Origin of the sequence: Variovorax sp. J31P179 (assembly GCF_030316985.1) — a bacterium.
Lineage (GTDB): Bacteria > Pseudomonadota > Gammaproteobacteria > Burkholderiales > Burkholderiaceae_C > Variovorax > Variovorax ginsengisoli_B.
Genome location: NZ_JASZYL010000001.1, coordinates 768,261 through 793,872, shown reverse-complemented (window position 1 = coordinate 793,872; position 25,612 = coordinate 768,261). Strand labels below are relative to the sequence as shown.

Annotated in this window: 27 protein-coding genes; 8 read left to right on the top strand and 19 right to left on the bottom strand. The window is 67.0% G+C overall.

The window, feature by feature from the left end; all coding sequences use genetic code 11:
• Positions 1-24 precede the first annotated feature (24 nt).
• Entirely contained in the window at positions 25-1,053 is a 1,029-nt protein-coding gene (locus QTI17_RS03825) for a GlxA family transcriptional regulator (RefSeq protein ID WP_286531114.1), read from the bottom strand.
• A gap of 65 nt (positions 1,054-1,118) precedes the next feature.
• Between QTI17_RS03825 and QTI17_RS03820 the strand changes: the two genes are divergently transcribed.
• Positions 1,119-2,171, top strand: coding sequence for a fatty acid desaturase family protein (locus QTI17_RS03820; protein ID WP_286531113.1), 1,053 nt, complete (start codon positions 1,119-1,121; stop codon positions 2,169-2,171).
• Here the strand turns inward: QTI17_RS03820 and QTI17_RS03815 are convergent.
• Together QTI17_RS03815 and QTI17_RS03810 are read right to left on the bottom strand one after the other, a co-directional pair.
• Entirely contained in the window at positions 2,105-3,415 is a 1,311-nt protein-coding gene (locus tag QTI17_RS03815) for a patatin-like phospholipase family protein (protein WP_286531112.1), read from the bottom strand. The two genes, QTI17_RS03820 and QTI17_RS03815, sit on opposite strands and share 67 nt — an antisense overlap.
• 135 nt (positions 3,416-3,550) lie before the next feature.
• Complete coding sequence (locus tag QTI17_RS03810) at positions 3,551-4,138, bottom strand: hypothetical protein (protein ID WP_286531110.1); 588 nt, start codon at positions 4,136-4,138, stop codon at positions 3,551-3,553.
• A 228-nt stretch (positions 4,139-4,366) separates the two neighbouring features.
• On the opposite strand from QTI17_RS03810, the gene QTI17_RS03805 reads away from it, so the two are divergent.
• The 6 genes from QTI17_RS03805 (at position 4,367) to QTI17_RS03780 (ending at position 10,101) form a co-directional block, all read left to right on the top strand.
• A complete protein-coding gene (locus QTI17_RS03805; RefSeq protein WP_286531108.1) occupies positions 4,367-6,163 on the top strand; it encodes a di-heme-cytochrome C peroxidase in 1,797 nt (598 codons plus the stop codon).
• Positions 6,164-6,176: 13 nt separating this feature from the next.
• Positions 6,177-7,682 (top strand): DUF4331 family protein, encoded by a 1,506-nt coding sequence (locus QTI17_RS03800; RefSeq protein ID WP_286531107.1) that lies wholly within the window; start codon positions 6,177-6,179, stop codon positions 7,680-7,682.
• The gene (locus tag QTI17_RS03795) at positions 7,679-8,839 is read left to right on the top strand and encodes a tetratricopeptide repeat protein (protein WP_286531105.1); all 1,161 of its coding nucleotides are present in this window, start codon (positions 7,679-7,681) and stop codon (positions 8,837-8,839) included. Before QTI17_RS03800 ends, QTI17_RS03795 begins: the two co-directional genes overlap by 4 nt.
• The gene (locus QTI17_RS03790) at positions 8,829-9,074 is read left to right on the top strand and encodes a hypothetical protein (protein ID WP_286531103.1); all 246 of its coding nucleotides are present in this window, start codon (positions 8,829-8,831) and stop codon (positions 9,072-9,074) included. The genes QTI17_RS03795 and QTI17_RS03790 overlap by 11 nt, the downstream gene beginning before the upstream one ends.
• 197 nt (positions 9,075-9,271) lie before the next feature.
• Positions 9,272-9,604 carry a cell envelope biogenesis protein TolA gene (locus tag QTI17_RS03785; RefSeq protein ID WP_286531101.1) on the top strand — a complete coding sequence of 111 codons (333 nt, stop codon included), beginning with the start codon at positions 9,272-9,274 and terminating at the stop codon, positions 9,602-9,604.
• A 65-nt stretch (positions 9,605-9,669) separates the two neighbouring features.
• Positions 9,670-10,101 carry an SRPBCC family protein gene (locus tag QTI17_RS03780; RefSeq protein ID WP_286531100.1) on the top strand — a complete coding sequence of 144 codons (432 nt, stop codon included), beginning with the start codon at positions 9,670-9,672 and terminating at the stop codon, positions 10,099-10,101.
• 60 nt (positions 10,102-10,161) lie between these two features.
• Here the strand turns inward: QTI17_RS03780 and QTI17_RS03775 are convergent, their stop codons facing one another.
• From QTI17_RS03775 to QTI17_RS03700, 16 genes are all read right to left on the bottom strand, one after another.
• The gene (locus QTI17_RS03775; RefSeq protein WP_286531098.1) at positions 10,162-10,575 is read right to left on the bottom strand and encodes a hypothetical protein; all 414 of its coding nucleotides are present in this window, start codon (positions 10,573-10,575) and stop codon (positions 10,162-10,164) included.
• 253 nt (positions 10,576-10,828) lie between these two features.
• Positions 10,829-11,128, bottom strand: coding sequence for a hypothetical protein (locus QTI17_RS03770; protein WP_286531097.1), 300 nt, complete (start codon positions 11,126-11,128; stop codon positions 10,829-10,831).
• Positions 11,129-11,275: 147 nt separating this feature from the next.
• Positions 11,276-12,136: a c-type cytochrome gene (locus tag QTI17_RS03765; RefSeq protein WP_286531096.1), complete on the bottom strand. Its 861-nt coding sequence runs from the start codon at positions 12,134-12,136 to the stop codon at positions 11,276-11,278.
• The gene (locus QTI17_RS03760; RefSeq protein WP_286531095.1) at positions 12,136-13,749 is read right to left on the bottom strand and encodes a cbb3-type cytochrome c oxidase subunit I; all 1,614 of its coding nucleotides are present in this window, start codon (positions 13,747-13,749) and stop codon (positions 12,136-12,138) included. The genes QTI17_RS03765 and QTI17_RS03760 overlap by 1 nt, the downstream gene beginning before the upstream one ends.
• On the bottom strand, positions 13,739-14,197 hold the full coding sequence (locus tag QTI17_RS03755) for a cupredoxin domain-containing protein (RefSeq protein ID WP_503011017.1): 459 nt from the start codon (positions 14,195-14,197) through the stop codon (positions 13,739-13,741). Before QTI17_RS03755 ends, QTI17_RS03760 begins: the two co-directional genes overlap by 11 nt.
• Positions 14,198-14,285: 88 nt before the next feature.
• Positions 14,286-14,501, bottom strand: a complete 216-nt coding sequence (locus QTI17_RS03750) for a hypothetical protein (RefSeq protein ID WP_286531092.1) — start codon at positions 14,499-14,501, stop codon at positions 14,286-14,288.
• Positions 14,502-14,506: 5 nt separating this feature from the next.
• A complete protein-coding gene (locus QTI17_RS03745) occupies positions 14,507-16,744 on the bottom strand; it encodes a xanthine dehydrogenase family protein molybdopterin-binding subunit (RefSeq protein WP_286531090.1) in 2,238 nt (745 codons plus the stop codon).
• Positions 16,745-16,754: 10 nt separating this feature from the next.
• A complete protein-coding gene (locus QTI17_RS03740; protein WP_286531089.1) occupies positions 16,755-17,225 on the bottom strand; it encodes a (2Fe-2S)-binding protein in 471 nt (156 codons plus the stop codon).
• Positions 17,226-17,246: 21 nt separating this feature from the next.
• Entirely contained in the window at positions 17,247-18,737 is a 1,491-nt protein-coding gene (locus QTI17_RS03735) for an arylsulfatase (protein WP_286531087.1), read from the bottom strand.
• Between the two features lie 78 nt (positions 18,738-18,815).
• A complete protein-coding gene (locus QTI17_RS03730; protein WP_286531085.1) occupies positions 18,816-19,574 on the bottom strand; it encodes a porin family protein in 759 nt (252 codons plus the stop codon).
• A gap of 36 nt (positions 19,575-19,610) precedes the next feature.
• Positions 19,611-20,213 carry a hypothetical protein gene (locus QTI17_RS03725; protein ID WP_286531083.1) on the bottom strand — a complete coding sequence of 201 codons (603 nt, stop codon included), beginning with the start codon at positions 20,211-20,213 and terminating at the stop codon, positions 19,611-19,613.
• Between the two features lie 21 nt (positions 20,214-20,234).
• Positions 20,235-21,077: a DUF2092 domain-containing protein gene (locus QTI17_RS03720; protein ID WP_286531081.1), complete on the bottom strand. Its 843-nt coding sequence runs from the start codon at positions 21,075-21,077 to the stop codon at positions 20,235-20,237.
• Positions 21,078-21,110: 33 nt separating this feature from the next.
• Positions 21,111-21,563 (bottom strand): hypothetical protein, encoded by a 453-nt coding sequence (locus QTI17_RS03715; protein ID WP_286531079.1) that lies wholly within the window; start codon positions 21,561-21,563, stop codon positions 21,111-21,113.
• A gap of 107 nt (positions 21,564-21,670) precedes the next feature.
• Positions 21,671-22,717, bottom strand: coding sequence for a phospholipase D-like domain-containing protein (locus QTI17_RS03710; RefSeq protein ID WP_286531077.1), 1,047 nt, complete (start codon positions 22,715-22,717; stop codon positions 21,671-21,673).
• A 65-nt stretch (positions 22,718-22,782) separates the two neighbouring features.
• Positions 22,783-23,073 (bottom strand): hypothetical protein, encoded by a 291-nt coding sequence (locus QTI17_RS03705; RefSeq protein ID WP_286531076.1) that lies wholly within the window; start codon positions 23,071-23,073, stop codon positions 22,783-22,785.
• A gap of 225 nt (positions 23,074-23,298) precedes the next feature.
• The gene (locus QTI17_RS03700; protein ID WP_286531075.1) at positions 23,299-24,213 is read right to left on the bottom strand and encodes a LysR family transcriptional regulator; all 915 of its coding nucleotides are present in this window, start codon (positions 24,211-24,213) and stop codon (positions 23,299-23,301) included.
• Between the two features lie 129 nt (positions 24,214-24,342).
• Between QTI17_RS03700 and QTI17_RS03695 the strand changes: the two genes are divergently transcribed.
• Complete coding sequence (locus QTI17_RS03695; RefSeq protein WP_286531074.1) at positions 24,343-25,611, top strand: aromatic ring-hydroxylating dioxygenase subunit alpha; 1,269 nt, start codon at positions 24,343-24,345, stop codon at positions 25,609-25,611.
• The last annotated feature ends 1 nt before the right edge of the window (position 25,612 follow it).

Here is a 25,612-nt window from a genome sequence, read left to right as displayed (position 1 = left end):
GACCACCGGCAGGAGAGCACCTGTTCATCGTCGCTGATGCCAGGCCGCATGCTCGAGTCGGTGGCTACGGGGCGTCCTGCCGCGCATGAGCGCAAACGCACGACTCAGGGCGCTGGCGCTCGAATAGCCGCATTCGCGCGCCACATGCGCCAGCGCCATGCGGCTCGTGGTGAGCAGGTGGTCCGCGTGTTCCAGACGCAGCCTCGCCACGTACTGCCGCACATTGAAGCCGACGGCGTCGGCAAAGCGTCGCGACAGACTGCGTTCGCTCAAACCGACATGCTGTGCCAGCGCAGCCAAGCCAGGCACCGGATCCATTTCGCGCTCGAGCATTTCCTGCACCGCAAGTACTTGCGCGTCGCCGTGCCGCTTGTACGCGGCGCTCCAAAGCGCGAGCTTGTTGTCGGCAGGAAGCGCCTCGGTACTGGTGTGCCTCAGGAAGCGACGTGCGCGCTGCATGCCGAAGAACCGCTCGATCAGGTGGGCACATGCATCCACCGTGGGACCGATGCCGCACACCGTGATGATGTCGGCGGCCGCCACGATCCTGAGGGAGGACCGGTAGCGGATCTCCGGAAAGCGGCGACGGATGATCGATCGCTCGCTCAGCAATCCGGTGGCCTCGCGCCCAGCGAGCAAGCCTGACTTGGCCAGCAGCAGCGCGCCGCCGAAGCTCATCACCAGCGCGCCACCTGCATGTTGCCGGCACAGCCATTGGCAGTACGCCGCGTCGTCTTCGGTCGTTTCGGCTGCCGGCGCGAACTGGGCGGGCACGACCACCACGCTGAATTCACCCGATCGCTTCAGCGTCAGGTCCGGCGTCAGCGGCAGGCCGCCGAAGCTGATGACCGGAGCCTTGCTCCGCGCCACCAGGCGAACGTCGAACAGTGCACTCGCGGCGATGTCGCTGTTGCGCGCCGCAAGGGTGCCGGCGGCCTGGAGCAGGTCGCGCACCAGCAGCACCGAGCCTGCCCACGGGCGCTCGGGAAGCAGGATGGCCACGCGTACAGGAGCGGTGGCAGGTGCTTTCGTGTCAAGTATCTGGCGCTTCATGACAACTGATTCTGCGCTGCCTTTGATTCAATCGGAGCATTCGAGATTGCATTTGAATGTTCCCCATGAATGAAGTACGCAAACTGCTGGACCGCGACGAGCTGCTGATGTTGCAGCGCAAGTCCACCTGGAAGGCAGCCTGGATGCTGTTGGTCAACTGGGGCCTGATCGCGGCGAGCTTTGCCGTGGTCATCGCCCGGCCCGGCATCGCCACGGTAGCGCTCGCCATGCTGGTGCTGGCCGGCCGCCAGTTGGGGCTGGGCATCCTCATGCATGAGTGCGCGCATCGCTCCTTGACGCCCTCTCGCCCGCTGAACGACTGGATCGGCCAGTGGCTGTGCGCCGCGCCAGTGTTCGCCGACCTGTCGATCTATCGCAGCTATCACATGACCCACCACATGAGGACCGGCACAGAGGACGATCCGGACCTGGCCAACTACCGTGGCTATCCGGTCAGCCCATCCTCACTGGCACGCAAGGTTCTTCGCGACCTGCTCGGCCTCACAGGCCTGAAGGCGGCGGCCACTCTCGCCGTGCTGTATGCGCATGCGGAGCCTGAGAAACTGCGATTCGGCTATGCCTACAAGAAGCAGAGCGCCGACCCCGCGGCAATGGATGGCGATGGTTCCGAAAAGCGCAAAGTGCGACACCTGCTGTGGAACTCCCGCCGCATCCTGCTCGTACATTCCTTGGCGCTGGTCCTGTTGTGGACCTGCGGTCACGCGATCGCCTACCTGCTGTGGCCGGCGACCTGGCTGACCACGTACATGATGGTCAGCCGCATCCGCAATGCCGCCGAGCATGGCGCACTTCCGGGCACGGTGAGCCAAGACATCTGGTCGAACACGCGGACGGTCCTCGCGGCGTGGTGGGAGCGCTTGCTGTTCGCACCCAACTTCGTCAACTTCCACATCGAGCATCACCTGGTGCCGACCGTTCCCTCCTACAACCTGCGGCGGATGCACCGGCTGTTGAGGGACAAGGGAGTCCTTCAGCAAGCCCACGTCGCCGGAGGATATGTCCAGGTCATACGGAGCCTCGTCGGCAAGCTTCACGGTGCAGCGCCTGTCGCCTCGGTCGACTTTGTCGGCACTCGCAGACCGGCCAGCAAGCGCTGATACTCCGGGTTGCTGCGCAACAGATCCCGCCCGGTGGCGATCAGGCGCTCCACCTGCTCCTTGTCCAGCGCAAAGCTGGTCGGGATCCCGTTCAGGAACCGGCGCAGCGGCAGATCGGGCACGTCCTCGAAACTGAGGCGGACGAAGTACGAGGTCACGGGCCGTTCCGGCGTCGAGAGTTCGCGCGTCCAGCGCTCGAGGCCCTGCTGCGTCTGTTGAAGCGTTGACACGTTGTAGCGGTCCAGCTGCACATTGGTGACAGCGTTCATCGTTTGCTCGAAGGACGGCGCACGGTTGCTCTCCCCGATGCCCGCGGGCGTGTCGGCGGCGGCGTTGACCGAGATGATCGCGATGCGACGCGGCGCGGCGATGCCGAGCGTGCGGAGGTATTTCTCGGCACCACCCGCGAGTTCCACGGCGTCCAGCAGGGCGCGCAGGCCGAGGTTGTCCGTGATCCCGCCATCGACGAACTGGGCATAGCGGTACGTCACCTTGTTCCGGTAGGCCAGATCATCCTGCACCACCATGCTCAGGTAGTCGTTGTCGGCATCACGCCGCTGCGCGGCCACCAGCCATGGCGGCATGCCGGCGGCGCAACCCGCGTAGTTCTCCGCCACCACCGGTTCGAACAGCACGGGAACGGCACTGGACGCCGTGACGGCGCGGGCCAGCGGGAAACTGCTCAGGTCCGAGCACAGAAGATCGAAGTACTCCTGGACGAAGGAGAACCGGCCGCCCGAACTCAGGTCCGAACTGTTGATCAGGATCAGTGGCGCCGCCGGCCGCCGGGCCAGATCCCCGAAGGTCGCATTGCCGAACAGCGTTTGCTGGTAGTAGGCGACCGCCATTTCGGTGCGGCCGTGGCTGCTGAACCACCGCACCGGGTTCAGCAAGCCGCGCAGCAGGGCGCCCTCGACGTCGCTGCGCAGGAAGCGCTGCTCGTAGTCGACGAAGAGGCGATCGCCGTAGAGGCCATAGTAGGCCGACGTGAAGCTCCCGCCGGACACCGAGCTGATGACATTGATCGCATCCAGCAGGCGCTGCTCCTTGCCGTCGATGCGCACGCGCGTGTCGCGCAATTCCTGCATGACGCCGTAGGAGAGGGCGGCGGCGCGCGTACCGCCGCCCGAGAACGCAACGGCCAGCGTCAACTCGCCGGAATGCCGCTGCGGGTCGCGAGCGAACTCACCCAGCGAGTAGACCGGTCCCTGCCGACCTGGCGACAACGGCAGGTTGTCGACCACGCCGTAGCTGGTGCAGGCGCCAAGTGCGAGCACCATCCCTGCCAGCAGGAGCGACAGCAGGCCCTGGCGGCGCGCGAGGACAGCCGACGAAGCCGCCATGTCACACGCCCACCAGGCTGTCCGGCAAGAATGCGGCTAGGACTTCCTGACGACCGATGTGGCGATCGCCTGCGTGATGGTCATCTTCATCTGGTCGCCGACCTTGACGCCGTTCAGCATCGCCGGGTCCTTCACCTTCACTTCGGTGAAGTGACCGAAGGGCCCCCGGACCATCACGGTGCCCTTGGCCTGGTCGATGGCCCAGATGTTCGACACCAGCGTGGTCTGCTTCATCGCAGCCCCGCCGGGCAGCTGCCCGACCTGGGCGCGGTCGACGGCCGCCGTCGACGTCGCCATCCGTATCCCGTTGCCGGTCTGGAAGTCCAGCGCCACCGACTGGATGTAGGTGGCGTCGACCATGTCGCCGACCTTGACCTGTGCCAGGTTCTTGACCCGCGGGTCGACCATGACCGCGAATTCATTCCCCTCCGGCCCCTTGAGCGTGACGATGCGGTTCTTCGGGTCGATCGCGGTCACCAGCGCGGAGATCGAGACTTCCTTGAGCATGTCACGGACATCCAGCACCTTGGGGGTGGCTGAAGGCGTGCTCGGCTGCGCCAGGGCCGGCGCGCTGAAGGCCAGCGCCGAAGCCAGTGCTAGAACTGTGTACTGGGCTGCTTTCATTTCAGGTTTTCCTTTCACGTCCGGTAGGCGGAGTGCTCGCACCCCGCACTGGGGATTTTCAGGATTGCGATGCCGCGCGCCATCCGGACGGCCACGCAGGACCACGTACGTGTCCTGCCCGGCCCCCCACGTACGTGGCCTACGTGGCCACCGGGATAGGTCGCCGGCGTCATCGGTCTGAGAATCCCCCAACGGGCCCGGAAGGCGGCCGATTTTCGGAGAGTGCCCATGTCTCGCAAGCGTCGCTCCACCATCACGGTCTTCGGTCTTCTGGCGCCCGGATGCGCCCTCTTGCTGAGTCTGGCGCCGTCGGCCGCGGTGGCGCAAGCCGCAACCAGTCCATCGGGACCCGTGGTCTTCCTCGACCAGGGCTGGACGCCCGCCGAACGTGCCTGGTACTACCAGGTCTCGCAAGGTTCGGCCGTGATGTCGTACGACCTGTTCCTGAACCTCGAAACGGCAGGCAGCCAGGAGTTGTTCCGATCCGATGCCAACAGCGATCGCTTCGGCCTGATCACCCAGCCCGCCGATCCGCAGAACAACCCCGATGCGCTGCCGATCGGGCTGAGCAAGACGGTCGTCAAGAGGAAAGGCAGCAACGTCGAAGACGTGCAAATCGGCCTGACCTGCGCCGCCTGCCACAACGCGCAGCTCAACTACCAGGGCAAACGCATCCGCATCGACGGCGGCGTCGCCAACACCTTCGACATGATGGGCTACGTCGCCGCGCTCGACGATGCGATGCAGGCCACGCTGGCGGACAAGCAGAAGTTCGACCGTCTCGCGGCGAAGCTCGGCGCGATGAGCGCGGACGCGAAGAGCGAGCTGGGCAAGCGCTTCGAACGCGAAGCCATTCCGATCCACGACTACCGCACGCGCACGCTCGCCACGCCCATCGTCTGGGGCCCGGCCCGGATCGATGCGATCTCCGCCATCGTCAACCGTTTGCTGGCCATCGAAACCCGCATCCCGGAAAACCACTCCACGCCGCTCGCGCCCACCAAGCCACCCTTCCTGTGGAACGCGCCGCACGGCTCGTGGACCCAGTGGCGCGCCTCGCAGCAGGACCCGATCAACCGCAATCTCGTCGAATCCATGGGTGTCTACCTGCCGATGAACCTGCATGCCAGGACGCCGGAGGAAGGGCTCTTCGAGTCGAACGCCCAGCTGCTGAACCTGCAGCAGATCGAGAACCAGTTGACCCGGCTCGCCCCGCCCAAGTGGCCGGAGGACATCTTCGGGCGGATCGACCGGCAGAAGGCGGCCGCCGGCAAGGCGCTGTTCGCGACCCATTGCGCGAGTTGCCACAACGCGTGGCCCTACACATGGACCGCGCCGAACAAGTACGGCAAGCGCTTCCTGGAGGTCGGGGTCGTGCCGCATGCCTATGTGGGCACCGACCCGGGCCAGTTCGACAACCTCCGGCCCTACGCCATCACGGGCAACCTCGCGCCCTATCTTCCGGAACCCTTCAAGGGCAAGGAGACCGTTCCGACCGGCGCGCTGTACCTGATCACGCAGAAGCTGGTGCTGGATCGGGCGCTGTCACAGGTCAAGCTCGACGAGCAGCAGACCATCAACCTGCACGGCTACCGCGAACTGCCGACGCCCCGCCAGCGCGAGGACGTGTACAAGGCCGCCCCGCGCGACGGCGTATGGGCGACGCCGCCCTTCATGCACAACGGATCGGTGCCCAATCTCTACGAGATGCTGGTCCCCGCCAAGGAGCGGACCAAGACCTTCTATGTCGGCCGCGAATTCGATCCGGTCAAGGTGGGCCTGGACACCAGCGGCAGGACCGGCCGCTTCCTGCTCGACACCTCGCTGCGAGGCAACTCCAACGCCGGGCATTCGTTCGAGAACGGGCCCCTCGGCAACGGCATCATCGGCCCCTTGCTGACCGATGCGCAGCGCTGGGAGCTGGTCGAATACCTCAAGTCGATTCCCGAGGAGCCGGGCCGGGTCACGCCCTTCGGCGGCCCACCCAACGCTGTCACCGGCACCGGCCCGTGGACGCGGAACTGAAAAGCCCGACGCCATGTCCGACCATGTCGACGGCCCGCGCCAGATCGGCGACCCCTCGGCCGACCTGACCGACCTGTTCGCCTTCATCAGCCCGGCGGACCCGAATCGCACCGTGCTGGCGGCGAACGTGTTTCCGTCCGCCGGCACGCAGGCGATGTTCTCGAACGCCATCGACCATGCCATCGTCGCGCGCCGCCTGACGATCGCCGGCACGGGCGAGAAGACCCAGTTCAAGCCGAGTGATCCGGAACTTCGCTTCACTTTTCGCTTCGACGTCCTGGAGCGCGCCACGCAGGGCAAGCGGCCGCTGCAGCGCGGCACCTGCACCGTTCCCGGCGGCCAGGCGATCCGCTTCGTGGTCGACGATGAAAACGGCTCGACCTCGGCCGATGGCACCTACCGCGTGTTCGCGGGACTGCGCTCGGATCCGTTCTACCTGGCCTGGATCGTGGCCGAGATGAAGAAGTTTCCCAACTTGCTTCAACACGACAACGTGCTGACCTTCCTGATCGAGTTCGACACCCGCCGCGTGCTGGACCCCGCGAAGGGGTCGCTCTTCGGGGTCATCGCCGAAACCATTCCGATTCCGAAGCCTGGCGGCTTCATCGGCCACGACCCACCGCGCATCGACTGGGTCGGCCGTCCGGAGCAGACCAACATGCGGCTGAACAACAACGGGATGGAAGGCACCGACGACGTTCGCGACCTGTGGAACCAGCAGACGCCGTTCGCGATCTCCGAGGAGTTGATGCCCCTGTTCCGAAAGCGCATGGTCGACAGCCTGAAGAACTGGGACATGCGCGACGGCAAGGAGGACTGGACGCCTGCGGCGCTGGCCGCCAACGCCAACATGTTCCTCGACGACTTCATGACGATCGACGTGACGAAACCCACCTCGGACACCAGCCACCTGGAGATCGAGAAGAGCACGCTCGCGGGCCGTCCCTACCAGACCGGCGGCGGGCGGACGGTGGATTCCGATGTCATCGACATCCTGCTCACCTGGATGGTGAACCACGACCGGGAATTCCTGCAGGGCGGCTCGACCGGCGCGACCAAGCCGGGGACGACGCGCTTTCCGTACCTCGCCGCTCCCAATGCGGAACTGCAGAACATCGCTTTCTCCGTGGACCTCGCCGCACCACCCGACCGGGTCTGGGCGCTCATCGGCGGCTTCGGCGGGCAGTGGCATCCGTTGGTCGCGAGCATCAAGTTGACCGGCACGGGTGTCGGCCAGCTGCGCACCATCGAGACCATCGATGGCAAGCAGCTCATCGAACGTCTGGACGCCATGGACAACGCGCGGCGCAGCTACCGCTACACGTCCATCGCCGGCATCCCCGCCACCGACTACACGGGCGTTCTGGACGTCAAGCCCAAGGGCAGCGGCAGTTCGGTCGAATGGCGCGTCCAGTACATGCCGGGCGGCCAGCCCGACATCATCGTGAAGACCATCAGTTCGACCTTGCTGAAGACTGGTCTCGACAGCCTGAAGCCGCGTTTCGGCGTCCCCCAATGATCGCCGAGCCCGCTCTCGCGACCGGCCCGGTCCAGGCCACCGACGGCGTCATCGCAGCCATCAACCTGCGCAGCACGCTGGCCCAGTCATGGAACCGCTTCTGGCAGGCGCCGCTGCGAGCGGGCATCGCCGAAGGTCTCATCGAGCAAGAGCAGCTCAATGCGCAGTTCCTCGGGGATCTCGACGCATACGACCGGCTGGAGCAGCTGGCGGGCCACCTGGTCCGGCTGGATCCGGAATCCGCGCGCACGGCACTCATCGAGGCCCAGGTCGCAGCTTCGACCCATCGCTTCGCCTTCGCGAGGGACTGCCTGGCACGGGCGACGCATCGAGGCTGCCCCGCGCTCGCCGCCCAAAGGCTCGCCATGAGCATCGATCAGGCCTGCGGCGTATCGCTCGAAGTCCTGTTGGAACAGCGATGGGGCCACGCCCGGGAAACGGGCCGGCTGGAAGACTGGGTACCACTGGGTTCGCTGCTCGTGGACCTCGGCGAGTTCGACGCGGCCGAGCGCGCCTACTGCCGCGCCCTCGACGCCTACCGCGACGTCTCGCCCTTCGCGGTGGCCTGGGTCTGCTTCCTGCTCGGCGTGCTGTGGGGTGAACGCGCGCCCCGGCCACAACACGCACGGGCGGCCCGCTGGTACGCCAAGGCCATCGAGGACTTGCCCGGCTACGTCAAGGCGCGCGTGCACCTGGCCGAGATCGCAGCGGCCGAAGGACGCTGCTCCGAGGCGCGCGCGCTGCTGCTTCCGGTGCTCGCAAGTGCCGACCCGGAAGTGAGCTGGCGTCTTTGCGACGTGTCGATGGCGCAGGGCCGGCCGGCCGAGGCGCAGGCGCTGTGCGAGGCGGCCCGCAGCGGCTTCGAGCGCTTGCTTGCGCGGCATCCGCTCGCCTTCGCGGACCACGCGGCGGAGTTCTATGCCGGCAGCGGCAACGACGCGCGCCGGGCCTTCGAGCTGACCGCCATCGACCTCGCGAACCGCCCGACGCTGCGGGCTTTCGAGAAAGCCCATGCCGCGGCGATCCAGGCCGGCGAGGCACTGGAAGCCGCCAGCATCCTGGCCGCCGCCCGCCAACGCTGGGGGTCGACGCCCGCCTTCCTGCAGTCGCCGCTGGCCGCTGCGCAGCCTCACCCGGAGCCCGGCCATGCCGATTGATCGCAGGACCTTCGTGCTCGGCAGCGGCATCGCCGCGGGCGGGGGCATGCTCGCAGCCTTGGGCGCGGTCGCCGCCGTCGGTCGAGGGGGCGGCGCGGTGCCTGCTTCCGCGTCGACGCCGCTGGCCGCGGACACGGACGGGCCTTCTTTCGAACTCCGCATCGTGGGCTGGGATCGCAGCGACGGCGCCGCCTGGACCGCGATCGATCCGCAATGGCGGGGCGCCTGGCACTGAGCTGCGAGCCTCGCCTGGCCTGTTCGATCCAAGGATCAGTCATGATTCTCACGTACGTGACGGTACGTGGCCGCCGGGATGGTCTTGTCGAGGAAGCACTCACACAATGAGTTGGCCGGTCCATCGCAGATGGCCTGTGGCGGCAGTCGTTCTTCATGGCTGCAAGGAGCAATCTCAACCCCACCAAGGAGCCCTCAATGAGCAAGATTCTCGCCACCTTGATCGCCGGCCTGTTCACGGCCGGCGCATACGCACAAAACCCTCCGGGCGCATCGTCGCAGGAACAGGTCATCACCAACAGCAAGCCGCAGGAGCGGGCGCAGGCCAAGGACAATGCGCGGGCGCACGGCAAGGTCAAGAAGGTCGGTGGTGACGAGGTGACCTCCCCCCTGAACGACGACATCGGCTCGGGCAAGGCGGCAGCAGCGGGTCAGGCGCGCGCCAACGCCCGGGAGGCCGGCAATCCGGGCAAGACGCCGGGTCAATACCCCGCGCCGCCCGGTACCCCCGGCATGCCGGCCGCCAAGTAGCAGAAGCGCTCGCCGTGCACTTCGAATGTCGCCCCGTCGACGCGGCGTTCTTCGACACCGCGCCGATGCTGTTCAGCAACGTCGTCGACCTCGACGCGCTGCCGTCCAGGGTCTTTGCCATTTTCGAGGATGGCGAGTCCTGGCCCCGCTGGTTCCACGCCATTCACAAGGTGGTCTGGACCAGCGAAAAACCGTATGGCGTCGGAAGCACACGCACTGCCTCGCTGGCCACTGTCAGCATCGACGAGCACTTCTTCATCTGGGAGCCGGGGCGCCGCATGGCGTTCTACGCGACCGGCACTTCCATGCCGCTCGCCCATGCACTGGCGGAAGACTATCAACTCGAAGAGATCGAGCCGGGCAAGACCCGATTCAACTACCGCGTTGCGATGGAGCCCCATCTGACGGTCAGCTTGGGCGGTCCGCTGTCGAAGATGTATTTCGAATCGATGTTCGAAAGCGCCTGCAAGAATCTGAAAGCCTACGTCAAGCGATGAACTGCCCGGCGCGAGGACGATAGGCCACCAGAGGCCAGTTCGCCCCGCCGCCAGGGCCGGTCAGTTCGTGGCGGCCTGCTTCTTCGCTGCAGCCTTCGCGTCGCGTGCACCGACCTTCGCCTGCCCCGCTGCCGCCGCCTTGCCACCGCTGGCCTCCGGATTGAGTTCAGGCGTGGTGCCCAGATCGCCCACCGGCTTCTTTGCCATCCCTTGGGGCTTCGCATCAGCCCTGTTCTGGCCTGCGACGGCGGCCTTCCCACCAGCCGCTTCGGGGTTGATCTCGCTGGACTTGGCTTCATCGCCCGTGGGCTTGCGTACCTTGCCCTGGGGACGCGACTCGACCCTCGCTTGGGCGCGATTCTGCGCTTTGCTATTTGTTACCGGTTGTTGCTCCGACGATGCGCCAGCCGGGTTCTGGGCATAGGCACCTGCTGCAAACAGGCCAGTGAGCATGACTGCGAGAAGTTTGGTCATCGAATTTCCTCGTGTGTTTTGAAGGGCGATTCGCCTCGGCCATCGGCGGAGGTCATGGCACAACGAAGGCCTCGTGCCTTCGGTTGACAGGAAACTCGCAATGGGCCGACTGGAATCAATCGAGCCATCGCCGATGGAGCAACATCCGCGATGGCTCTGACCAAAGGCCCGTCTGAGGATGAACGGAGACCAACGGCTGGGGCGAATATCGGCGATCGGCGAGACCAAGGCAAGCTTTTTCCGACGCCCTCCGTCATCCGCTGAACTGGACACCCGCTGTCGAGTTGGCGCATCGGCTTTGGCTGCTCCTGCAACTCTGCAGCGACCGGTTCAAGCGCTGGCGGCAATTCTTCTCCGAGGCATTGCGGCAGAACTGGTAGTCGGCACGCGCGGTCTGCTTGCAGGTGCTGTATTGCAACTCGCAGGCCGTCTGGCTGCCGCCGTCGCCCTGGGCCCGGGCCAGACCCGAAAGCGAGACGGCGACGACGGCTGCGAAGGCGAAGCGTCCCACGGCAGGAAGGCCTGCGACCATGACCGCGACCGATTTGCTCATTGCATGTCCCCAACAGGTTGAATGGTCCGGGCGGGTCGAGTGACTCTGGACACGCCCGGCGTTCCATTGTGAAAGTTCGGGGGGCGAACATCCAGAGGGGCGCCTACCTACACCCACGTACGTGTCCGCGCAGCCCCGACTCCAAGGCTAATTCGTGCGGGTCGACTTCGATCGCGAATCGGTTTCGCCGGCGGGCGCGGCCGCGTAGTAGGCGGCCAGCCCACTGATCTCCCGCGCCGTCAGCTGGCGAGCGATGCCGCGCATCTGCGCGCCGATGTCGTTGTGCCTTGCGCCGCTGGCGAGCGCTTCCAGTTGGACCTCGAGGTAGGCCCGCTGCTGGCCCTCGAGCCGCGGTGCGGCGGCGGTGAATCCCATGGGTCCATGGCAGGCGGCGCAGGCCGCGATGCCGCGCATGGGATCGCCATGGTCGACCAGCCGCAGCGTCGCGGCATCGACCGGGGCCTGCTGCGCCTGCCCTTGCCCCCGCGCCGTGCCCGGCACCGGGAGCGCCGCATAGTGAGCAGCCAGATCGCTGAGATCGCGATCGCTCAGAGCGGCCACATAGCCGCCCATCACGGCCGGATCGCGCCGCCCGCTCTTGAAGTCCTGCAGCTGTTTGTAGATCGAGGCCCTGCTCTGGCCCGCAAGGTTCGGGAAGATGGCGTCGTCGCTCACGCCCGCCGGACCGTGGCAGCCGTTGCAGGATGCTGCAGCCAGCGCGGCGCCCCGGCCTGGATTCGCGCCCGCGAGCAGCTGCTGCGTGGCAGCGGTCCAGGCGACGTTCGATGGCGGCTCGGCGCCCGCGACCGCGGCGGCGCGCGCGTCCCGCGAGGGCAGCCCGATCGCACTGCAGATCGCGTCCCACAAGCCGGGCCCGTCGCGCCCGGCCTGTACCGCCGGCAGCCAGACGAATCCCGCTGCCGTGGCGGCGACCAGCAGCGCCGCGATCGATCCGATCCAGACCGCGAACCTGCGGTCGCGAGGGGGCGGTCGCGAGCCGGTGGTCATCACCCCCCCGTCGGGAATGCCGCCACCGCACTGCCGCGCGCCGCCAGCGCCTGCGCGATCGGAAAGCCGTAGTTGGTCACCGTGAGCGCCGCCACCAGCACCACCCAGACGCCGAATCCGTTCAAGGACGCAGGCAGGCTGCGCGGCGGTTCGATGGCGAGCGAGAAGCGCAACGGTGGCTGCACGCTGATGCCTCTTCGGAACGAGGCGAGCAGCATGCCGACCAGCAGCAGCGTCGAGAGCACGAGCACGAAGCCGCCGACTGCAGACAGCGCGACCCAGATCGCCTGCGGCGCCAGCGCCGGGTCCGTGTAGTCGTAGTAGGACATGCGCCTGGGTTGTCCCATGAGGCCGACGACGTGCCATGGCAGCGTCACGATCAGCATGCCCGCGAACCAGCTCCACAGCTGCAGCCGCATGAGCGCCGACGGCAACGCCCTGCCGGTGAGCCGCGGCCACAGCTCGTAGGCGATGGCAAAGTACATGATGACCACCGCGCCGCCGAAGATCAGGTGGAAGTGCGCCGTGACGAACTGCGTGTTGTGCACCGTCGCATTCATCGCGTAGCTCATGTTGATGAGCCCGCCGGCGCCGCCCAGCCCGAGCATCAGCAGCGACAGGCCCGAGGCCAGCACCATCGGCTGCTGCCAGGGCAATGCCGCCACCCAGCCGAACAGGCCGCGACCGCCGCGCAGCCGCCCCGCGATCTCCAGCGAAGCGCAGATGGTGAAGATCGTGAGCAGCGTCGGCACCGCGACCATGCCCGTGAACACCGCATGCAGGAACTTGAAGCCGGCGCCGACCTGCGGGTCGGTGAAGAGGTGATGCAGTCCGATCGGCATCGAGAACACCAGCAGCTGCAGGAAGGCGATGCGGCCCATCCGGTCGCTGTAGAGACGCCCGCCCGCGGCCTGCGGCAGCAGCACGTAGAACGCGATGTAGGCCGGCATGAGCCAGAAATAGACGATGGCATGCAAGGTCCAGGAAAACAGCACGCGGGCCAGGCCTGGATCGATGGAGCTCGTCCAGCCGAAGGCATTGGGCAGGATCAGGAACACGATCTCCGAGCCGACCCCGAGCGAGGTCCAGGCCCACAGCAGCGCCGCGGCGGTGGTGGCGAACATCGCCAGCGGCACCGGCAGGCCCGGATGGTCGCGTTTCCATTGCCTGAAGTGCCACACCATGAGCCAGACCCAGATCCACGATCCAGCGACCGCGCACAGGATGCCGAGGTAGTACCAGGCGCTCGCGAGCAGCGGCGGATAGAAGGTGTAGAGCACCGTCGCCTTGCCGCCAGCCACCGTCAGCAGCGCCATGGCGGCGCCGCCGAGCACCAGCCAGAGCGACAGCCACGCCATGGCCATGCCGCGCATCGGCCGGCCCAGCGCGACCGCGCACACGGCATAGCCGAAACCCATCGCGACCAGCGTCGGGAAGATGTAGGCGAGTGTGCTGCCATGGGCCGTCACGGCGATGTAGTAGCGCTCGGGGTCGACCCAGCGGTGCAGCGGACTGCGCACCAGCATCTGCCAGGCACCGAGCGGAATCGCGAATGCCAGCATTGCGAAGGCCGCCCCGAAGTGGGCCAGCACGAGCTTGCGGCTACCCTGCACAGGAGGCCCTCCGCTCGCTGCCGTGCAGGCGATCGAACTCGGCGCGTTCGAGCACCTTCACCCGCGCCCACATGCCTTCGTGGCCGACGCTGCAGTATTCGTGGCATGGCATGACATGCTCGCCGGCGCGATCGAAGCGGGTGCGCAACTCGGCCACGTAGCCCGGCACCACCATGCTGTTGACGTTCGTTCCGACGATCAGAAAGCCGTGCACCACGTCCGGGCTGGTGATGCGGAAAACGACGGGCGTGTTGGCCGGCACGACGATGCAGGCGGGCACGAACGCATATTGCTGTGCCAGCACGCGCACCACCGCCGAGCCGTCGGGCTCGATGGCGGTGCCCAGGTTGGCCTCCATGAATTCGCCCGACAGGTGCAGCGTGGCGGCATCGATCGCCTGCACCGGCGCGGGCGCGATCGCGCTCCAGTGCAGGCCGCTGTAGATCATCAGCGCCACCACCAGCGCGACGACGACCGCCACCACGCGCGCCCAGCGGCGCTCGGAGCCGTCGGTCACGCCGGGAAGCAGGTCGACCTCAGCCACTGCTGCCCCGCGGCGCGAAGACGAAGAAGAAGAAGGCGATCCAGAGCAGCAGCAGCACGAACACCGCCAACCCGGCGACCGCGAAGGCGCCGCTCGGGCCGGCATCGCCGATGCGCTCGATTTCCTGCGGACTGCCGTGGAAGGCGACGTTCTCGGCCAGGGACGAGGCCGAGACATGGTCCCTCGATGTCGCGTCGTGCGATGGCATGGCGGTCATTTCCTCTCGACTTGCGCGAGCGCGGCAAGGACCACCGCGGGCCGAAACGGCACCGAGCGCAGGCGCACGCCGGTGGCGTCGAAGACCGCATTGGCGATGGCGGACGGAATCACAGAGGTAGTGGGCTCGCCCGCGCCCCAAGGCACCTCGGTGGGGCGGTCGATCAGGTCGACGGCAACCTCGGGCACGCCCGGAAAGGTGAGGATCGGGTAGCTGGCCCAGTCGAGGCTGGTGACGGCGCTGCGGCTGAAGCGCAACTGCTCGATGAGGGTGCGGCTGACGGTCTGCACCACGTTGCCTTCGATCTGGTTGCGCAGGCCGTCGGGGTTGATGATCTGGCCGCAGTCGTGGACGACCGCGACGCGCAGCACACGGATCGCGCCGGTCGGGCGATGCACCTCGACGTCCGCGACCACGCCGACGTAGGTGCGCACCAGCTCGTACTTGGCATACGAGATACCGCGTCCGCGCGCGAGTTCGCCGGGGTCGCGCGGCCGGGAGGCACGCGGCTCCCAGCGGGCGAAGCTGCGCAGCCGCTCCATCAGCTCGCGGCCGCGCGGGTCGCTCAGGTGCCGCATCCGCAGCTCGAAGGGATCGGTGCCCGTCGCCGCCGCGATCTCGTCGAGAAAGCTCTCCGTGCCGAAGGTGTTCTGCATGCGGCCGGGCGCGCGGATCCATGCGGCGGGCAGCGGGGTGTCGACCAGCCAGTGGGCCGTGAGCCGGTTGTCGGGAAGCGCGTAGGGAATGCCCAGGCCCGGGTCATAGATGCCTTCGTCTGACCCGTAGCGCGGCAGCCCCGCCAGCACGGCACCCAGCAGTGTCGCGCCCGAGCGCCGCATCGGCCGCTCGGGCAGATAGATGTCGGCATCCCAGGCCGCGATGCGCCCTTCTGCGTCGAGCGTGGCCCGGTAGTCGAGCAGGGTCGGCGGGCCCTTGGGGTCCCAGCCGTGCTCGTCGGCGCGCATCCACTGCAGCCGCACCGGGCGGTTGATCTGCATGGCGATCAGCGCCGCCTCGGAGCTGCAGTCGTCGGAGCCGTTGCGTCCGTAGCAGCCCGCACCTTCGACATAGATGCAGCGCACCTTGCCGGTCGCCAGCCCCAGCATGGCGGCGAGCTGCTTCTGCAGCAGGTGGCTGGCCTGCGACGGCGTCCACACGGTGAGCTGACCGTCCTTGAAGTCGGCGACCGCGCACGAAGGCCCGATCGAGCCGTGGGTGTTGAGCGGGAAGTCGTAGCTGGCGCGCAGCTGGCGTCCCGCCACGGCCGCGCCGATGGGGGTGACGCCGTGCGCCTGCAAAACCTGGTCGCGGTCGACCTTCGCGCCGCGCTGATACTCGACCAGACGGGCCTCGTCGGGCAGGCCGGCCCATGCGCTCCAGCGCGCCACGATTGCGGTCGATGCGCGAACCGCGGCCCATTCGTCCGTCGCGACGACGGCGAGGAAGTCGCCCTTGCGTACCGTGCGCAGATAACCCGGAATTCGCTTGCACGGCGTGTCGTCGAAGGCTTCCAGGCTGGCGCCGGCCGACGCGGGATGCACCATGCGCGCATGCAGCATGCCGGGCACACGGACGTCATGGACGAAATCGAAGCGGCCGAAGATCTTGCTCGGAATGTCGAGGCGAGGAACGGGCTTGCCGACGACCGTGTAGTCGTGCGGGTTCTTCAGAGGCGCCGCCGGATCGACAGGCAGCGAGAGGCTCGCGCCCGCCACCAGCTCGGCATAGGACAGCCCCTCCCCGCCTCCCGCCACGGGGACCACCCGGCCGCCCTGCGCGCGCAGCGCCGCCTTGGTCGTGCCGAGTTGCCGCGCCGCCCGCTCGAGCAAGGCTTCGCGCGCCGTCGCCGCGGCGCGCCGGATCTGCATGCCGCCCTGCTGCACCGACAAACTCGCATAAGTCGGCCGCTGGTCGGGCGTGAGCAGCGTGTCGCCCTGCACCGGTGTCAAGCGCTCGAATGGCAGCGAGAGTTCCTCGGCCGCCATCTGCGTCAGCGCCGTGAGCGCGCCGGTGCCCAGTTCTACCTTGCCGCTGTAGAGCGTGACGCCGCCTTGCCCGTCGATCACGATGAAGCCGTCGACCTCGTCCGCGGAGACGACCCGACCGCGCGCCGCCCTCCCCGCCGACGACTCGTCGGCTGCCTGGGCTGGGACACGGAGGGTGAAGCCCACCGCGAGCGCACCGCCGGCTCGGAGCATCGCGCGCCGTGACAGGGGAACCGGGGGTGCGGCCATCTCGCGCCCTTCAGGGTTTGCGGTCCGCCACGCGCATCACCGCGCGCAGGATGCGCACGTGCGTGCCGCACTTGCACAGGTTGGCGGCCAGCGCCTGCCGCACCTGCTGCTCCGTCGGATGCGGGTTGGTCGCCAGCAACCCCGCCGCCTGCATGATCATCCCGTTGATGCAGTAGCCGCACTGCGCCGCCTGCTCGTCGACGAAGGCCTGCTGCAGGGGATGCGGCCGGTCCGGCGTGCCGAGGCCTTCGAGCGTCACGATGCGGGCGCCGGCCACTGCCGACAGCGGCATCACGCAGCTGCGCAGCGGCTCGCCGTCGTAGTGCACGGTGCAGGCGCCGCATTGCGCCAGCCCGCAGCCGAAGTGCAAGCCGTGCAGGCCCAGCTGGTTGCGCAAGGCATAGAGCAAGGGCATGGCCGGGTCGTCGGCCCGCAGCGTCTCCGGCTTGCCGTTGACGGTCAGCTGGACGGAGATCGCCATGGCGCGCTTTCAGGCAAGGCCTCAGTGGGCCGCGCTCGAGGACTCCTGCAGCTTGCGCATGACCTCGTCGAGATTGAACGCCGCCGGCTTCTGCCGCGGCGGGAACTTGACGAAGGCCTCGATCTGCTGCGCCACCGCGCCCTGCATCGCGTAGACGATGTAGGCATGCGAGATGACCCAGTCCCAGTAGGTGTTCGAGTTTTCGTCGGCCCGCTCGAACGGGTCGCGCCGCAGGTTGAACATCTTCGGCGCCCGGTATCTCACGAAGGGCTCGAACCAGCATTGCAGGGTCTTCGCGCGCTGCTCCATCAGCACGACCTTCCAGTCCTTCATGCGGATGGCCATGATGTCGCCGTCGTCGCTGATGTAGAAGAACGCCTCTCTCGGGCTCTCCTTCGCCTGCCCGCTCAGGTAGGGCAGCATGTTGTAGCCGTCGAGGTGCACCTTGAAGTCCTTCTCGCCGATCTTGCAGCCCTTGACGAGCTTCTCCTTGATGTCTTCCTCGCCGGCAGCGGCCAGCAGCGTCGGCATCCAGTCCTGGTGGGACACGATGCCGTTGATGACCGTGCCGGCCTTGAACTTGCCGGGCCAGCGAACGAAGCACGGCACCCGCCAGCCGCCTTCCCAGTTGGTGTTCTTCTCGGCCCGGAAGGGCGTGATGCCGGCGTCGGGCCAGCTGTTGAAGTGCGGGCCGTTGTCCGTCGAATACATCACGATCGTGTCGTCGGCGATGCCGAGCTGGTCGAGCTTGTCGAGCATCTCGCCGATGTGCTCGTCGTGCGCGACCATCACGTCGTTGTAGTCGCCCTGGCCGCCGCTCTTGCCCTTGTGCTTGTCGGCGCAGTGCGTCCTGAAGTGCATGGCCGTGGTGTTGTACCAGAGGAAGAAGGGCTTGCCGTCCGCATGGCACTTGTCGATGAACTTCAACGCCTTCTCCGTCGTCTCGTCGTCGATGGTCTCCATGCGCTTCTTCGTCAAGGCGCCGGTGTCCTCGATCGTCTGCCCGCCCTTGCCGTCGGCCAGGCAATGCAGCACGCCGCGCGGGCCGAAGCGCTTCTTGAAAGCAGGGTCCTTCGGATAGTCCGGGTCCTCGGGTTCTTCCTCGGCATTGAGGTGGTAGAGGTTGCCGAAGAATTCGTCGAATCCGTGCATCGTGGGCAGGTACTCGTCCTTGTCGCCCAGATGGTTCTTGCCGAATTGCCCGCAGGCGTACCCGTGCGGCTTCAGCATCTCGGCGATCGTCGGGTCCTCCTTCTGCAGCCCCACGGCGGCGCCCGGCATGCCTACTTTGGTGAGGCCGGTGCGGATCGGGTTCTGGCCCGTGATGAAGGCGGCCCGGCCCGCGGTACAGCTCTGCTGCGCGTAGTAGTCGGTGAAAGCGACGCCTTCATTGGCAATGCGGTCGATGTGGGGCGTGCGATACCCCATCTGGCCGCGGCTGTTGTAGCTGATGTTCCACCAGCCAACGTCGTCGCCCCAGAGAATCAGGATGTTGGGCTTCTTCGTCGTCATGATTTTTCCTCGGGTTGGGGAGGTGCCAGGCCACCTCGAACAAACGACCTGGGAAGGCAGATCACGCAGCGGGCGCCGTCAGAACCGGAATCCGGCACCCGCGAACAAGCCACCGAGCGCGACCATGTTCAGCAGCCCTTCGTCGCGGCTGAAGCGCAGGTAGCGATAGCCGAACTTGAAGGAGACCGACGGCGAGTATTGGTAGCTGGCGCCGGCGATCGCTTCCCAGCTCGATGTCGAGTTGCCCCACCCGGCGTCGAGGTAGCCCATCAGCGACCACTTGTCGTCGATCGGTGCGATGACGCGGGCGCCGACGATGCCGTTCCACCAGTCGACCGACTCCTCTCGGCGTGGCCCGGGCAGGTGGGGGGCCAGGTCGATCTCGGTCCTGGCGTTCACGTAGCGTCCGCCCGCCAGCAGATCGACCGCGACCCGGCTGTCGAGGACGCGGTAGAGGCCCGCCAGCGTGTAGATCTGCTGCGTGTAGTCGACGTCCAGGCCGAGCGGGGCGCCCAGGACGCCCTGACGCGACACGCCGAGCTTGACGTACTGCATGTCCAGCAGCGCGCCCCAGGGGCCTCGGCGGGCCTCCAGCGTCCCCATGGCGCCGAAGTCCAGCGCGCCGAGGACGCCGGTGGAACTCACGTGCGAACTGCTGCCAGGCAAGGGACCGAGCCGAAGATCCGACGAGATGCCCGGCGCCCAGAGGTAGGGAATGATTTCGAACTGCCACGCGTCCTGCGAAGGTGCAACCTGCGCCGCGGCCGACAGCGACGCGAAGGCCGCAACGATGCCCGCGACCTGCCGGGTGGCGATGAAAGCTCCGGCTCGGTGCATGCCTGCTCCTTGGGTCGCGTGCGACTCGGGAGGCCGTCAGGGCGCCGCGACGACGCTGTAGTAGACGCCGTTGGCCCCGAAGGAAGGCCGGAACCAGGAGCCGCCGACCTGGTAGTAGGTGACGCCGCCGCGGTCGACATAGGTCGCGCCGGCCGGCAGCGTGGAAAAGTCGGCGCCCAGCGGGTAGGCCGGGATGGTGTTGGCCCTTGCGATCGCCGCGCCGGCGACCGCGCCCGCTGCCAGCCCGACCGCGGCGCCGGCGGCCACGGCGCCGCCGCAGTCGTAGTAGCAGCCCGGGTGGTAGTACGGCACGCCCACGGGCCGGTAGTACGGCGCATAGCCGCCGTAGCCATAGGCCGGTGGATGGTAGGTGGTGAAGCCGCCCGCCGTGGTGTGCACGGCGCCCATGCCGTAGGCGCCCGTCGTGGTGCCACCGAAGCGGTTCGTGTGGCTCGTTCCGCCATACCAGCTGTGCGTCGTGCTGCCGCCGAACGCGTTGTCGTGCGTGAAGCCACCGAAACCGCCGACCGTGCGGCCCCCCCACGCGTTGGCCCGTGCCCACGCCGCCGCCGTCGTCGGGAATCCCGTGGCCAGCAGCGCGGCCGCCAGCAGAAGAGGAGTGGCATTCCGTGCATTCATGTCGAAGTTCCTTTCGGCCCGTCAGGGAGTCTTGGCCGGCCTGCCGCTCCTGCCCTGGGGGGCTGCAGGCGCGGCGTGCGGGGCGGCCAGCGGAATCCTGCGGGCGTTGGCCGCGTTGACCGATGCGAAGGCTTCCGCGGCCACGACCGGGTCGAGCTTCCACTTCGAAAGGTCCACCTGGTGGCGCAGCAGCAGCGGGTCGCCGCGGTAGGTCGCGCGCAGCCGGCGTGGCAGCTTGTCGTCGGCGCCGATCCAGATCTGCATGAAGAGTTCGTCGCTGACCACCGCGATCACGTCGGTCGTCGTCCCGTCCACGGCCCTCGAGTCACCGACGTAGAACGCCTTGGTCAGGCCTTCGGTGAGATTCTTGAAGGGATCGGCCCCCAGCACGTCGGCGAACGGAAAATAGATCGCCGCATTCTTGAAGACAGCTTCGAGTGCGGCATCCAGGGTAGGCGGCGCGGGCGCGATCGCCACGAGGTTCTCGGACGGTGCGAACGCGGTGAAGGTCTTGCCGTCGTAGTAGTACTCCGAGGCCTTGCCGTCGCCGCTCGTGATCACGCGCAATTTGTCCGGTCGCTGCACCAGCACCTCCGACACGGTCGAGAAGACCAGCGGCGGGCCGATGGCCGTGGGGGTCTCGTAGCTGGCCACGGCGGTGAACATCATGGACGAGGCCCCGGTCAGTGCGCCGCTCATGGCGCGCAGCAGATCCATGGCCTTGGCTTCGAGCTGCGGCGCGGCCGGCGCGACCCGGGTCCGCGGCGCCGGACCGTCGGTCCGTGCCTGTTGCGCTTGCGCCCCGACCACACAGGCCAGGCTCGCGGCCAGGAGAACGGCCCGGATGCATGGATGCTGCTTCATGCGTGCCCCTTGCGTATTGCCGGCGTCGCGCCGCTAGCGCCGGAAGCCGATGAAGGCGGGTCCGCCCCAGCCGCCCCAGCCGCCCCAATCCATCTCGTTCATCTGGGCGGCCTCGAGGTTGTTGTTGCTCAGCTGCTTGGCGACGCGCAAGCGCTGATAGTCCTGGTACTGGGTCGCCCCGCCCACGTACGCCACGTTGTTCATCGCATCGGGCAGCACGTAGTAGGTCGCCCCCTGGTAGGTCACGGGGCTGACCTTGTCCTTGGGAAGCTTGGCGAGGATCGCCTGCTGGTCCGGTTTCTTCGGGGTGATCATCTTGAACCCGGCGGCGATCGCCAGGTTGTCGTTGTTCAGCGCATCGGTGGTTGCGCAGCCTGCGGCCATGGCGACCAGTGCCACCGCAGCGACTTTCTTGAGGCAACTCATGGTGCTTGGACCCCGTGCGATCACCGAACTGGCCATCGTGGCTGCGAGAAGTGTGCTCATGACGTTTCCTTCGTTGGCGCGGCGATCGATTCTGGAAGCGGCGACGCGGTAAGACCAGCCGGGCGGCCACGTATGCCCACGTACGTGGTGCGCGGCGCTGAAAAGGATCAGTGCTTCCCCTTGACCTCGTGGTGCTTCCTGGCCGTCGTCGCCGGCTGCTCGACGGCGTCGCCGCTGCCGTCGAGCACCAGGTGGCTGGGATCGAGCTGCCGCTTCTCCAAGTCGTGCAGCAGGCCCGCGTCACTCAGGTCGATCTTGTGCGAAGAGGCCCAGTCGCGCTCTGCGGTCTGCGCCAGCCGCTGCACGGTGGCTTCGTGGTCGGTCTCGATCGCCAGCTCGCGCCGGCCGTCGAAGCTGCCCGGCGCCAGGTTGATCGAGCCCACGATGGCGCGCTTGCCGTCGGCCAGCATCATCTTGGCGTGCAGCTTGAGGTGCTTCATGGTGTGCACCTTGGCACCGACGTCCTGCAGTATTCGCAGGCCGCCGACGCCCTCGATCAGCTTTTCGGCCTTGAGGGAATGCGGCGGCTTGGTGAGGATGTGAATGTCGACGCCGCGGGTCGCGGCGCGCACCAGGCGTTCGATGATCACTGTGTCCTGGTAGCGCTCGTTCTGCACCCACAGCGAATGCTTGGCGCCGTCGATGAAGGCGGCCACCCGCGGCCGGCCGTTGTCGGGGCACCAGATCAGGCGCGAGTCGGGGTGCGGCGTGAAGTCTTGTTGCGACCAGTCGGCGTCGAAGCAGTCGACCATCTCGCGGGTCTCCAGTTCGTGCGTGGTGAGGACCGCGTAGTCGCGCGTCTCGGTCAGATCCTTGGGTTCCCAGTTCAGCGATTCCACGAAGCCGAGCTGGTCGTCGATGACCATCGACTTCTGGTGCGTGAGGTCGAACTTGGGATTGCTGTCGCGCACCTCGATGCCCGCATCGACGAGCGCCTTGCGCGCGGCCTCGTTCTCGGTCTCGCCGGTTCGCCGTGCCGGGTTCAGCATCACGCGCACCTTGACGCCGCGCTGCTTGGCGGCGATCACCGCGGCCAGCAGCGTGTCGTCGGTGAACAGGAACATGCGGATGTTGAGCGCAGTCCGGGCGCCGTTGATGGCGTCGAGTATCGGCTTGGCGGTATCGTCCGGCAGGACGATCAGTTGATGGGACATGGCGGGCCTCCGTTTTCCAGGCGGTGGCGGCTGCGGCCGCCGCGGCGCAGCGTCGTCGCTGGCGTTCAGCGCGCGTTGATCACGTCGGAGACGACGCCGTTCTCGTTCACCGTGCAGTTGATGTTGCGCTGGCCGGCGCCGATGCTCAGCGTGACGACGTAGAAGCCCTCCTGCATGGTCTGCGAGTCGTAGAGCGGCTTCACGTCCTCCTTGGGCACCTTGCGCTCGCGCGAGACCGCATCGATGCAGCTGGTGCGCGAGACCTGCGGCGACATGAAACCCGCGAAGATCGGCGGGGGCTGGTAGTTGGCGCAGCCGGCAATGCCGAGCAGCGCGATGATCAGAAGGGACTTCATGACTTTTCCTCGGTGGCTGATCGATGTGGCGGGCTCATGCGTGCCCCAGGCCGGCAGCCGGGCGCCTTCGCACCGGAACCGATCCGATGCTAGGCTGCAGGTCGGGCTTCGCCCATCCGTGCGCCCACGCACTGGCACGTACGTGGACGCCCCACGCGCCATCGGCGCACCAGTTCCGTGCAGCTGCGGCGCGATCAAGTGCCGCCTGAACAGAACCGGACCGCCTCAATCGGCCGCGCCTTCCCCGTGCAGGCGGACGATCAGCGAACGCAGCCAGGCGACGGCGGGATCCTTGTTGTAGCGCTCGTGCCAGAACAGGTTGATTGCGATTTCCGGCAGCTTGGCCGGATGACGGACGTAGGACAAATCGAAAGGTTCCGCCAGCGCTTGCGCCAACCGCTCGGGCACTGTCGCCACCAGGTCGGAGTCGTGCAGGATGTGGCCGACCGCGACGTAGTGCGGGACGGTGAGCACCACTCTTCGAGCCACCTTCCTGCGGGTCATGAACTCGTCGGCCTTGCCATGGCCGGTGCCTTCCGAGATCACGACGACATGCTCGGCGGCCGAAAATTCCGCCAGCGAGATCGATCGCTTGTCCAGCGGATGGCCGCGCCGGAACATGCACACGTACTCCTGCTTGAACAACCGGCGCTGGAAATAGCCGGCCTTGAGTTGCGGCAGCAGGCCCATCGCCAGGCTGACATGGCCCGCCTCCATCTCGTCCTGCAGGTTCACCGTGGCGCTGCGCACCGTGCTCAGTGACACGTGGGGTGCGAGGCGCTTGAGCTCCTTCATCAGCTTGGGCAGGAAGTAGATCTCGCCGATGTCGGTCATCCCGACCCTGAAGGCCCGCGTGGAGGTCGCAGGATCGAAGGTCGCGCGCTGGTTGATCGCCAGGTGGATGACCGACAGCGCCCGTTCCGTCGGCTCGGCGAGCTGCTCGGCGAAGGGGGTGGGTTCCATGCCCTTGGGCGTCCGGAGGAACAGCGGGTCCCCCGTCAGCTTCCGCAATCGGGCCAGGGCGTTGCTCACCCCGGGCTGCGACAGCCCGAGGCTCTCGGCCACCTTAGAAACCCGTCTATCGATCAGCAGCTGCTGGAAGACGACCAGCAGGTTCAGGTCGATGTCCTTGAGTTCCATGCCGCCCTTCCATTCGCAGAATCAATATGGCCTATTGCCCATATTCTATTGAACGATGTGATCGAACGGCCGATGATTGCCCTGCCCGCGATACGCAGGTCGTCCCGCACGGCCTCACAGGAGACAAACATGGATGACACCACAGCCGCAGTGTTTCCCCAGAAGATCCACTGGGAAGACAAGGGAACCAACCGGATTCCCTTCATGGCCTACACCGAGGCCGACCAGCACAAGCGCGAGCTCGAGCGCCTCTTCTACAAGGGCCATTGGTGCTACGTCGGCCTCGAGGCGGAGATTCCGGAGGTCGGCGACTTCAAGCGCACCGTGGTCGGCGAGCGCTCGGTCATCATGGTCCGCGACGCCGAGAATTCCATCAGCGTGGTCGAGAACGTCTGCGCGCACCGGGGCATGCAGTTCTGCCGTGAGCGCCACGGCAATCGCAAGGCTTCGGGCTTCACCTGCCCCTACCACCAGTGGAACTACTCGCTCACCGGGGATCTGCAGGGCGTTCCCTTCCGCCGCGGCGTCAAGCAGGATGGCAAGGTCAACGGCGGGATGCCTGCCGACTTCAAGCCCGCCGACCATGGACTCAACAAGCTCAAAGTCGCCAGCCGCGGCGGCGTGGTGTTCGCCTCGTTCGACGCTGACGTCGAATCGCTCGAAGACTTCATGGGACCGGAGATCCTCGGCTACTTCGATCGCCTGTTCAGCGGCCGCAAGCTGACCATCCTCGGCTACAACCGGCAGCGCATCCCGGGCAACTGGAAGCTGATGCAGGAGAACATCAAGGACCCCTACCACCCGGGCCTGCTCCACACCTGGTTTGTCACCTTCGGCCTCTGGCGCGCGGACAACAAGTCCGAACTCCGCATGGACCGCCATCACCGCCACGCGGCGATGATCTCGACCCGGGGCGCGAGCGGCAAGGCCGACCAGGTCACGCAGGTGTCGAGCTTCAAGGAGAGCATGCAGCTCAACGACCCTCGCTTTCTCGACATCGTGCCCGAGCCCTGGTGGGGTGGTCCGACGGCGGTCATGATGACGCTGTTCCCCAGCGTGATCTTCCAGCAGCAGGTCAACAGCGTGTCGACGCGGCACATCCAGCCGAGCGGCCCGGGGGCCTTCGATTTCGTCTGGACGCATTTCGGCTTCGAGGACGACGATGCGGAGATGACGCAGCGCCGGCTGCGCCAGGCCAACCTGTTCGGCCCGGCCGGCTTCGTGTCGGCCGACGATGGCGAAGTCATCGAACTGTCCCAGAAGGGCTTCGAGCAGAAGCCCTTCCATCGAACGCTGGCGGAACTCGGCGGCCGCGAGGTCGGCGACACCGACCACATGGTGACGGAGACGCTGATCCGCGGCATGTACGAGTACTGGCGCAAGGTCATGGAGGCTTGAC

Bases quoted from the DNA above. Each gene is read 5' to 3' on its own strand.
- QTI17_RS03825 (WP_286531114.1), bottom strand. From the start codon at position 1,053: ATGAAGCGCCAGATACTTGACACGAAAGCACCTGCCACCGCTCCTGTA.
- QTI17_RS03820 (WP_286531113.1), top strand. From the start codon at position 1,119: ATGAATGAAGTACGCAAACTGCTGGACCGCGACGAGCTGCTGATGTTG.
- QTI17_RS03810 (WP_286531110.1), bottom strand. From the start codon at position 4,138: ATGAAAGCAGCCCAGTACACAGTTCTAGCACTGGCTTCGGCGCTGGCC.
- QTI17_RS03805 (WP_286531108.1), top strand. From the start codon at position 4,367: ATGTCTCGCAAGCGTCGCTCCACCATCACGGTCTTCGGTCTTCTGGCG.
- QTI17_RS03800 (WP_286531107.1), top strand. From the start codon at position 6,177: ATGTCCGACCATGTCGACGGCCCGCGCCAGATCGGCGACCCCTCGGCC.
- QTI17_RS03795 (WP_286531105.1), top strand. From the start codon at position 7,679: ATGATCGCCGAGCCCGCTCTCGCGACCGGCCCGGTCCAGGCCACCGAC.
- QTI17_RS03790 (WP_286531103.1), top strand. From the start codon at position 8,829: ATGCCGATTGATCGCAGGACCTTCGTGCTCGGCAGCGGCATCGCCGCG.
- QTI17_RS03785 (WP_286531101.1), top strand. From the start codon at position 9,272: ATGAGCAAGATTCTCGCCACCTTGATCGCCGGCCTGTTCACGGCCGGC.
- QTI17_RS03780 (WP_286531100.1), top strand. From the start codon at position 9,670: ATGCTGTTCAGCAACGTCGTCGACCTCGACGCGCTGCCGTCCAGGGTC.
- QTI17_RS03775 (WP_286531098.1), bottom strand. From the start codon at position 10,575: ATGACCAAACTTCTCGCAGTCATGCTCACTGGCCTGTTTGCAGCAGGT.
- QTI17_RS03770 (WP_286531097.1), bottom strand. From the start codon at position 11,128: ATGAGCAAATCGGTCGCGGTCATGGTCGCAGGCCTTCCTGCCGTGGGA.
- QTI17_RS03765 (WP_286531096.1), bottom strand. From the start codon at position 12,136: ATGACCACCGGCTCGCGACCGCCCCCTCGCGACCGCAGGTTCGCGGTC.
- QTI17_RS03755 (WP_503011017.1), bottom strand. From the start codon at position 14,197: ATGATCTACAGCGGCCTGCACTGGAGCGCGATCGCGCCCGCGCCGGTG.
- QTI17_RS03750 (WP_286531092.1), bottom strand. From the start codon at position 14,501: ATGCCATCGCACGACGCGACATCGAGGGACCATGTCTCGGCCTCGTCC.
- QTI17_RS03745 (WP_286531090.1), bottom strand. From the start codon at position 16,744: ATGGCCGCACCCCCGGTTCCCCTGTCACGGCGCGCGATGCTCCGAGCC.
- QTI17_RS03740 (WP_286531089.1), bottom strand. From the start codon at position 17,225: ATGGCGATCTCCGTCCAGCTGACCGTCAACGGCAAGCCGGAGACGCTG.
- QTI17_RS03735 (WP_286531087.1), bottom strand. From the start codon at position 18,737: ATGACGACGAAGAAGCCCAACATCCTGATTCTCTGGGGCGACGACGTT.
- QTI17_RS03730 (WP_286531085.1), bottom strand. From the start codon at position 19,574: ATGCACCGAGCCGGAGCTTTCATCGCCACCCGGCAGGTCGCGGGCATC.
- QTI17_RS03725 (WP_286531083.1), bottom strand. From the start codon at position 20,213: ATGAATGCACGGAATGCCACTCCTCTTCTGCTGGCGGCCGCGCTGCTG.
- QTI17_RS03720 (WP_286531081.1), bottom strand. From the start codon at position 21,077: ATGAAGCAGCATCCATGCATCCGGGCCGTTCTCCTGGCCGCGAGCCTG.
- QTI17_RS03715 (WP_286531079.1), bottom strand. From the start codon at position 21,563: ATGAGCACACTTCTCGCAGCCACGATGGCCAGTTCGGTGATCGCACGG.
- QTI17_RS03710 (WP_286531077.1), bottom strand. From the start codon at position 22,717: ATGTCCCATCAACTGATCGTCCTGCCGGACGATACCGCCAAGCCGATA.
- QTI17_RS03705 (WP_286531076.1), bottom strand. From the start codon at position 23,073: ATGAAGTCCCTTCTGATCATCGCGCTGCTCGGCATTGCCGGCTGCGCC.
- QTI17_RS03700 (WP_286531075.1), bottom strand. From the start codon at position 24,213: ATGGAACTCAAGGACATCGACCTGAACCTGCTGGTCGTCTTCCAGCAG.
- QTI17_RS03695 (WP_286531074.1), top strand. From the start codon at position 24,343: ATGGATGACACCACAGCCGCAGTGTTTCCCCAGAAGATCCACTGGGAA.